This is a genomic window from Xanthomonas euvesicatoria pv. euvesicatoria, assembly GCF_020880415.1.
GTDB lineage: Bacteria > Pseudomonadota > Gammaproteobacteria > Xanthomonadales > Xanthomonadaceae > Xanthomonas > Xanthomonas euvesicatoria.
In genome coordinates, this window is the sequence record NZ_JAJIUJ010000083.1 from 19,263 (window position 1) to 27,867 (window position 8,605).

Below are 8,605 nucleotides of genomic sequence, written 5' to 3' on the forward strand. Positions count from 1 at the left end.
GCCGCCCTGCAGGCGGGCCTGGCTTACGCCCGATGCCCGCTCATTTCCTGCCCGGCGTGCTTGTCGAAGCGTACGTGCCACCAGGTGGCGCTGAGCGAAATCAGGCTGACGATGCAAAAGGCCAGCGAGAAATCGCTCTGATGCGGCGTTGCGTGGCCGCCGGCCAGCATCGCCAGGTTGAGGATCATCGCGCCGGCACACACGCCGACCGAGAGCATGAGTTGCTGCAAGGTCGTATACAGGCTGCTGGCGCGGCTCATGCGCGCGGCCGGCACGTTCTCGTAGGCGATGGTGTTGTAGGCGGCAAATTGAAACGACATGAAGGCGCCGCAGCACAGCAGCAGGCCGAACATCAATGCCGGCGGCCAATCGGGGCGGAAGAACGCGCACACCATATAGCCCAGGCTGGCGAGTACGCCGTTGCCGATCAGACTGTTGCGATAGCCAAAGCGACGCAGCAATTGCGGGGTGATGCTGCGCATCAGCAGTGCGCCGAGCGCGGTGGCCAGGATCAACCGGCCGCTGTGCGCGGCGCTCATGCCGAAGCCGATCTGAAACAGCAAGGGCAACAGAAACGGCTGCGCACCCTGGGTGATGCGCATTAGCGCGCCGCCGATCACCGACAACCGGAACGAGGCGATGCGCAACAAGCTCAGGTCCAGCAGCGGAGCGGGGTGGTGACGTGCGTGCCAGAGATAGCCCAACCCAGCGCTGCCGCCGATCGCCAGCAGCCAGCTGGCTTCGCCGATGCCGTTTTGCTGGCTGACCATTTCCAGGCCGAACAGCAGGCAGCCCAGTGCGGTACCGCACAGCACGAAGCCGCGCAGATCGAAACGCGCCGGCGTCGATTCGGTGGGAATCTCCGGAATGAAACGCCGCACCAGCAGGAAACCGGCAATACCGATCGGCACGTTGATGTAGAAGATCCAGCGCCAGTCCAGGTACGAGACGAAAAAACCGCCCAGCGGGGGGCCGAGCATCGGGCCGATGAAGGCCGGCACCAGTGTCCAGGCCATGGCCGACACCAGGTGGCGTCGTTCCACCGTGCGCAGCAGGATCAGCCGGCCCAGCGGGGCCATCATGGCGCCGCCCGCACCTTGCAACACACGTGCGGCGACCATGGTGGGCAAGCTGTCGGCCAGCGAACACAGGATCGAGCCACCGACGAATACCCAGATGGAGGCGCCGAACACGCGGCGCAGGCCGAAGCGGTCGGCGATGGCGCCACTTGCCGGGATCAGCACCGCCAGCGCCAGCAGGTAGCTTGTCATCGCGATGCTCATGGCTGGTGCCGCTACGCCGAAATCGCGCGCCAGGGTCGGCAGCGCGGTGGCCAGCACGGTGGCATCCATCTGCTCCATGAAGATGGCGCACGCCAGGATCAGCGAGATGATGCGGTAATCGGGATAACGCGGCGGCGTAGCGCCTGCCTCGGACACGCTGGAGGACATCGGACTCTCGGTTGCGGGGCCGCGCCGCCTGCGCCGCAGACGACAGCAGGAACGGCCCGCGTCGCACGGTGTTGTGCGGCGCAACATAGGTATTGTCTGCTGGTGTGGGGCGGGGTTCAAGCGCACGTGGGTAACAGTGCGTGCTTGTGGATGCAGACGCGGCGTCTTGGTGGCGGGTGTTGGCGTGATGCAAAACGTGGCGGCTAACGCGGCTGGCGGTGAGGTGAGCGCGCGATGGCGATGTGGGATGCGCGAAGTGATGCATCGTGGGGTGGTTGTCCCCGAGCTGCCCGCACCCCATCCGGCGCGACGCGCCACCTTCTCCCAGAGGGAGAAGAATCAAGATGCGGCACGCGGACAGTGATCGCGGCTGGGGAACGCCCCTCTCCTGCGGGAGAGGGGTTGGGGTGAGGGTAAGGCGAAAGACAGCCCACCTGACATCGCGAATGGGCGGTTGCCTGACCTGCCCGAATCAGCGCTAGGCCGCAGGGCTGTCCCAAGCGTCCTTGATCTGCAGAATCTGCGGCAACGCGTCGTGGAAATGCTGCACCAGGCGCGGTTCCAGTTGCTTGCCTGCCATGCTGTCGAGCTTGCGCAGGGCGTCTTCCACCGTCCAGGGCGCCTTGTAGGCGCGTCGTCCGCAGAGCGCATCGAAGACGTCGGCCACCGCCACGATGCGTGCCGATTCGGGAATCGCCTCGCCCGACAAGCCTTGCGGATACCCGCTGCCGTCCCAGCATTCGTGATGATGCAGCGCGATTTCCGCTGCCAACTGAAACACCGGACCGCGGCCGTGGCGCAACAGGTCATGGCCGGCTTGCGGGTGCTGGCGCACCACCGAGCGTTCGTGTTCGTCCAGCGAATCGGGCTTTTGCAGGATGCTGCCTGGCACTGCGATCTTGCCGGCGTCGTGCAACGGGGCAGCGTCCTGCAGAGTCTGCGCCTGCTGCGGCGACCAGCCCACCGCCTCGGCCAGGACACGCGCATACACCGCCATGCGCCAGATATGCGCGCCGGTGTCGGCGTCCTGGCCCTGGCCGGCGGTGCCGAGCAGATGGATCGCCTCGCGGTATTGCTGGGCAAGGCGTGCGTTTTCGGCCAGCTTCAACTGGGTACCGATGCGTGCCTTGAGCAGCGCAGGCGAGTAGGGCTTGCTGACGTAATCGGCCGCGCCCGCTTCCAGCCCGAGGCGTTCGTCGTGTTCGCTGTTGCGCGAGGTCACGAACAGGATGGGGATGGCGTTGCTGGACGGCTGCTGCTTGAGCGCGCGCGCCACCGCATAGCCGTCCATGTCGGGCAATTCGACATCCAGCAGGATCAGCTTTGGGGCGTGGCGGCTGACCGCATCCAGGGCTTCGCCGCCGGATTTGGCGAATACCAGCGCGAAGTCATCGCGCAGCAGCTGGCGCAGGGTGGCCAGGTTGCTGGACTCGTCGTCGACACAGAGCAGGGGGCGGGACGGCATGGTGATCCTTGCCAGACGCTCGGGGAGCGATCAGTGCGGGTGGGTGGCCTGCCACTCGCGCAACGTGGCTTCGGCGCGGCGGAAGTCGAAATCTTCGACCGCGCGTTGCAGGGCTTCCTGCAGTGCGCGCGGCAAGCGTGGCGCACAGATCAACAGCGCATGGTCGATCTGGTCGGCATCGTCGCTGGCAAAGGCCGATGTCAGGATCTGCACGCTGTCTGCATCCAACGCAACGCCCTCCTCGTCGGCGGCAACGTCGCTGTCGCCATGCTGCAAAAATGCCCGGATCGCGTCGGCGGTGCGCTGCATGACGTCTTTCAACGCAATCAGCGATGCGGTGATGTCGTGTCCTTCCTCGATACGCGTCTCCAGGTCGCCGGCTGCACCGGCCAGGGCCGGCAGCGCGAGCGAGCCGGCTGCGCCGCGCAGCTTGTGCGCCATCGCGCCGATGGCCGGCAGTTCGTTGCGACGCAGATGCTCGGCGGCTACCTCAGCCGGGTCCGGGCTGTCGCGCAGCAGCTTGATCAGATAGCGCGCATAGGGTTCGCGCTCGCGCCACAGGCTGCGCGCGCGTGCAGCGTCCAGCAGTTCCGGGTCGCTGTATTCCCATTCGGGACCGACGTGCGCCTGCGCCTCGTGCGGAAGCGATGGAATGCGCCGTGTGCCCGGCTGCAGGAAATGACGAATGGCGGTGACCAGTTCTTCGACGTTGAATGGCTTGGCGATAAAGCCGTTCATGCCTGCTTCCAGCGCTTTTTCCTGCTGCGGGCGGAACGCGCCGGCGGTCAGCGCGATCACCGGCAGGCTGGCCAGGGCCGGGATCTGGCGTAACCGGCGCGTGGCCTCGTAACCGTCCACCACCGGCATCTGCACATCCATCAGCACCAGGTGGAACAGGTTGGGCGCGCGTTTGAGCGTACTCACTGCCTGTTCGCCATCGTGGGCGACGGTGACCATGGCGCCTTCGCCCTCCAGAATGCGCTGGGCGACTTCGCAATTGATGTCGCTGTCGTCGACCAGCAGCAGGTGGGCGCCCTCCAGACGTCGCGCAACGAATGTCGGCGTGGCAGGGCGGGTACCCGGGCGTTGCTCGAGCAGTTGTTCGACCAGCCGGTGCAGGGCCGCGCCGGTCACCGGCTTGGTCATCACCGCATCCAGATCCTGCTGCTCGGGATGCTGCTCCAGCAGGCGGCGCTCGTAGGCGGTGACCATCACGATGACCGGATGCGGGCCGGGCGTGGCGCGTGCACGAATCTCGCGCGCGATGGCCACCCCGTCGATATCGGGCATGCGCCAGTCGAGCAGGAAAATATCGTAGGGCTCTGCAGCGTGTTCGATGGCCTGCAGTGCGGCCTGTCCGCTGGCCACCGCATCCACGCGCCAGCCAAGTTCGGTGGCGATGCGCACCAGGTTGTTGAGCGCTGCATCGTGGTCGTCGGCGATCAGCACGCGCGGCATCGCTTCCGGCGGCAAGGCCGGCAACTCGCGCTGTGCCTGCGGTGGCGCGGATTTTTCCAGCGTCACCACAAAATAGAATTCGCTGCCGCGGCCGGGCACGCTTTCCACTTCCAGTTCGCCGCCCATCAATTCGACCAGGCGCCGGCTAATGGTCAAACCCAGGCCGCTGCCGCCGTAACGCCGACTGGTGGACGTGTCGGCCTGCAGGAACGGCGAGAAGATCACGCTCTGCTTTTCCTTGGAAATACCGATGCCCGTGTCGCGGACCGAAAACAGCAGCTTGAACTTGTTGGGGTCGCCGCTGGGGAAGCGGCGTACCGACAGCACCACTTCGCCCTGTTCGGTGAACTTGATCGCATTGCCGACCAGGTTGACCAACACCTGGTTGATGCGCAGCGCATCGCCCAGCAGCCAACGGCTGTCGCGTGGCAGGGGTTCGACGATCATTTCCACCGGTTTGGCGCTGAGCGAGGAGCGCATCAGGTCGGCGATGTTATCGAACAGCTGGTTCAGATCGAACGGCGCGCATTCCAGGTCGATACGCCCGGCCTCGATCTTGGAAAAGTCCAGGATGTCGTTGATGATCTCCAGCAACGTGCGCGCGGAACGATCGATCTTGGCGACCATGTCCTGCGCGGCGCCGGGCAGTTCGCTGCGCTGAAGCAGGTACAGCATGCCCAGGATGGCGTTCATCGGCGTGCGGATTTCGTGGCTCATGTTGGCCAGAAAATCGGATTTGGACTGGTTGGCGCTCTTGGCCGCATCCATCGCCAGGCGCAGCTGTTTTTCGTGCAGCTTCTGCTCGGTGAGATCCACCGCCACGCCGAGATAGCCGATCACCTGGTCGTGGTCGTCGCGCAGGGTGCTCAAGGTCAGCAGCACCGGCAGGCGGCGCCCGTCATGGCTCACGTAGGTCCACTCGCTGGTGTCGCTGCGACCCAGGCTGGTGAGTGCGGCGATCGCCTCCAGCGTATGCGCCACCGGCGTACCGGTCTGTTCGGCCAGCATGTGCGCGCGCTCCTGCAGTTCCTCGGGCTCGACGAACTGGCTGGCCTTGCGTCGTCCGATCACTTCTGCCGCGCTGTAGCCCAACAGTTTTTCGGCGGCCGGATTGAACAGCGTGACGAAGCCGCTGGAATCGATGGCGATGATGGCGTAGCCGGCGTGTGCCAGGATCGCGCGTTGCAGCACCGAGAACTTCACCAGCTCGCTGGTGCGTTCGGCGACCTGGTGTTCGAGCGAGGCATTGAGGTCGATGATGCGTTGATGCGAGCGCACGCGGTCGGAGATGTCGCGGAAGAAATGCGAATGGCCGCTGAGCGTGCCTTCGCTTTCGATGATCGGCGCCTTGCTGGCCAGCACATGCACCTGATGCCCGTCGCGATGGCGCATGGTCTGCGCCGCCGATGCGTTGCCCGCCAGTGCCGCGTCGGCATGGTCGACCTCAGGCATCGCATACGGCTGCGGCGACAGCAGCATGGTCAGGTCCTGATCGATCGCCTCGTCGGCCGTGTAACCGAACATCGCCTCGGCGGCCGGATTCCAGTGCGTGATACGGCCATCCGGGGTTTCGGCAACGATGGCTTCGCTGGAATGGCTGACCAGCGCGGCCAGTTCCATCTGCTTGCGCAGCACTTCCTCGCGGCGCAGCCCATTGCTGAAATACAGCACCAGCAGGGCGGCAAACAGGACCGCGGCGGCCATCACCAGCCCGCCGATCAACCAGGGCGAACTCTGGTTGAGCGATGCGACGAAGCCGGCGGTTGGGTGGGCGGTGATGACCCAGGTGCGGCCGTAGATCGGCAACAGCCGCACCACCGGCGGACGCAGCGCGCTGTCGCTGGCTGGCGTGCCGCTGCGATAGAAATTGTGGGTGGGCTCATTGCGGTCGGACAGATCCAGCGCCACGTCGTCGCGCTCACCCAATGCGCTTCGCACCATCTGCTCGACGCTGAAAGGCGCATACACCCAGCCGCTGGTGGCGAGCATGCGCTGTTGCGGGGTCTGCAACGGCATGCCTTCCCGATAGACCGCCAGCAGCACCAGAAAGCCGCTTTCGCTGGGAACGCGGTAACCGGAGAGCGAGATCGGCGAGGTCATGACCGGCTCGCCGCTGCGTGCAGCCTGCAGGGCGGCGGCACGCCGGCGCGGCTCGGAGGCGATATCGATGCCGAGCGGGCGGTTGCCCGAGGATTCCGGCTCGAAATACAGCACCATGTAACGCTCGCCATCCCATGGCGCCAACGGCCGGCGATGGATGTCCGGCGCGCCGTCGGCACGCGCGGCCTGCAGAAACGCGGCTTCGTCGGCCGGGGCGACCCGATGGATGTAGCCGTAACCCAGCACCCCGGGAAACTCGCGCGGATAATCCCGCGAGCGGCTATACAAGGTGAAGCGTTCTCGACTGATGATGTCGCTGCCCGCGCCGATCACCGCACCGCGTGCGCCGCGCAAGCCATGCTCGAAGGTGGACATGCGCTCGCTGATGTTGCGCGCCAGCGTACGCACTACGTAGTCGAAGCGTTGCTGGCGCTCGAGCTCGTTCTGCCGTTGCAGCCACACGCCGGTGACGATGGCGGCAACCAGGCCGGCGCTCAGAATCAGCAGTGCACCAAAGAATGCGCGACGCCCGTATGTCCTGCGCAAATCCCAGCGGCCCTTCGGCATGTTCGTTCCTTCGCCTTGCCTGTTACGTGCCCAGAGTGCTGGCCGACCTGCGTCGACCTCGTGGTGCCGCCCGATATCCGGCGGCTGTGTGCAGTCCCCCAAGCCTGCACGTCATTTTCGGATGGGCGATCGACGTTCCCGCATCAAAACGACAGCCAGATCGACAACGCGTGAAGAATCAGTCCGATCAGTCCACCGACCAACGTTCCATTGAACCGAATGTATTGCAGATCGCGTCCCACCCCCAATTCCAATTGTTCGACGAGGTGACGTTCGTCCCAACTTTTCATCGTCGACGCAATATGGTCGGTGACCGATGTGCGCAAGCGCGCGGTGAGTTTGTCGGCGGCCTGCAACATATGTTGATTGAGCGCTTCACGCAGCGAGGGATCCTGCGACAAGGCCCGGCCGAGCGATTGCATGGAACGCTCCACATGCGCGGCCATCGACGATTGTTCGCGCGCCAGGTCATTGCGCAGTGCGTCGCGAATTTCGCCCCATAACCCTTGCACGTAGTCCTGCAGTGCCGGGTGTTCGATGGCGCGTTGCTTGAGTTCTTCCACGCGCACGGCCATCTCCGGCTCGTCGCGCAAGCGCGTGATGTAGCCCTGCAGCCACGCTTCGTAGTCGAGCCTGATTGGATGCTCGGGCGTTTTGAGGATGTCCTGCAGTTCTTCGATCGCCGCACGCGCCATGCGGTCGGCCAGGCTGTCGCCGATCTCTTCGATCGGCTTGACCCAATTCACGGTGCCGACCAGCTTGGGCCATTCGCGGCGCGCGTAACGCACGATCAATGCAGACGCGCGCGTCTTGACCTGCTCCTGGTCCAGCCATTCGCCCAGCCGCAGCAGCACTTCATCCAGCAGCTTCTGGTGGCGGCCGTCGGTGGTGAGCAGGGCCATCACATCGCCGATGGTGGCGGCGGCGTTCCATTTGCGCAGGCGGTCGACCACGAAGCCTTGAATCGCGCGGCGGACGGCTGCCTCGTCGAGCAGTTCCAGCGCCTGCAGCATCCAGCCGCGCGTCATCTGCGCCAGCATGCGTGCCTGCTCTGGTTTGGCCAGCCAATCGCCCAGCCGGCTGGCGGGATCGAATACCCGCAGTTTTTCCATCAACGCATCCGGGGCGAGGAACTGGTCGCGCACGAACACTGCCAACCCGTCGGCCAGCCGTTCCTTGCCGCGCGGCAGGATGGCGGTGTGCGGGATCGGCAGGCCCATCGGGTGGCGGAACAGCGCCACCACCGCGAACCAGTCGGCCAATGCGCCCACCGTGGCCGCTTCGCAGAAGGCCGACACCCAGGCCCAGATGCCGTGTTCGCCCATCAGGTGGCTGATGACGAAGCCGGCGAACATCGCCAGCAACAAGGCCACCGCCAACAGCTTCATGCGCTGCAACTGGGCACGACGAGGATCGATCGGACGGGGAGTGCTGAGACTGGGTTCCATCGGTGAAGTGTATCCAGTCGTTTGACCAGGGCATGTCCACGGCGGGTGGCGCCATCGCGCGCGCAGGTTGTGGCCGCGTCTTGCGTGCCTTGTGCTCCAGCTGCGCCTGGGTTGGG

The 8,605-nt window shown here is 65.3% G+C and carries 4 protein-coding genes; all 4 read right to left on the bottom strand.

Features of this window, described 5'->3' with window-relative positions:
• Positions 1–23: 23 nt before the first annotated feature.
• On the bottom strand, positions 24–1,451 hold the full coding sequence (locus LN450_RS14065; RefSeq protein WP_008571358.1) for a DHA2 family efflux MFS transporter permease subunit: 1,428 nt from the start codon (positions 1,449–1,451) through the stop codon (positions 24–26).
• A 478-nt stretch (positions 1,452–1,929) separates the two neighbouring features.
• Entirely contained in the window at positions 1,930–2,916 is a 987-nt protein-coding gene (locus LN450_RS14070) for an HD-GYP domain-containing protein (RefSeq protein WP_008571357.1), read from the bottom strand.
• 30 nt (positions 2,917–2,946) lie between these two features.
• Positions 2,947–7,041: a CHASE domain-containing hybrid sensor histidine kinase/response regulator gene (locus LN450_RS14075; RefSeq protein ID WP_011347806.1), complete on the bottom strand. Its 4,095-nt coding sequence runs from the start codon at positions 7,039–7,041 to the stop codon at positions 2,947–2,949.
• Positions 7,042–7,184: 143 nt separating this feature from the next.
• On the bottom strand, positions 7,185–8,489 hold the full coding sequence (locus LN450_RS14080) for a DUF445 domain-containing protein (protein WP_011347805.1): 1,305 nt from the start codon (positions 8,487–8,489) through the stop codon (positions 7,185–7,187).
• Positions 8,490–8,605 lie beyond the last annotated feature (116 nt).

Coding starts and splice junctions, on each gene's coding strand:
- LN450_RS14070 (WP_008571357.1), bottom strand. CDS start 2,916: ATGCCGTCCCGCCCCCTGCTCTGTGTCGACGACGAGTCCAGCAACCTG.
- LN450_RS14065 (WP_008571358.1), bottom strand. CDS start 1,451: ATGTCCTCCAGCGTGTCCGAGGCAGGCGCTACGCCGCCGCGTTATCCC.
- LN450_RS14075 (WP_011347806.1), bottom strand. CDS start 7,041: ATGCCGAAGGGCCGCTGGGATTTGCGCAGGACATACGGGCGTCGCGCA.
- LN450_RS14080 (WP_011347805.1), bottom strand. CDS start 8,489: ATGGAACCCAGTCTCAGCACTCCCCGTCCGATCGATCCTCGTCGTGCC.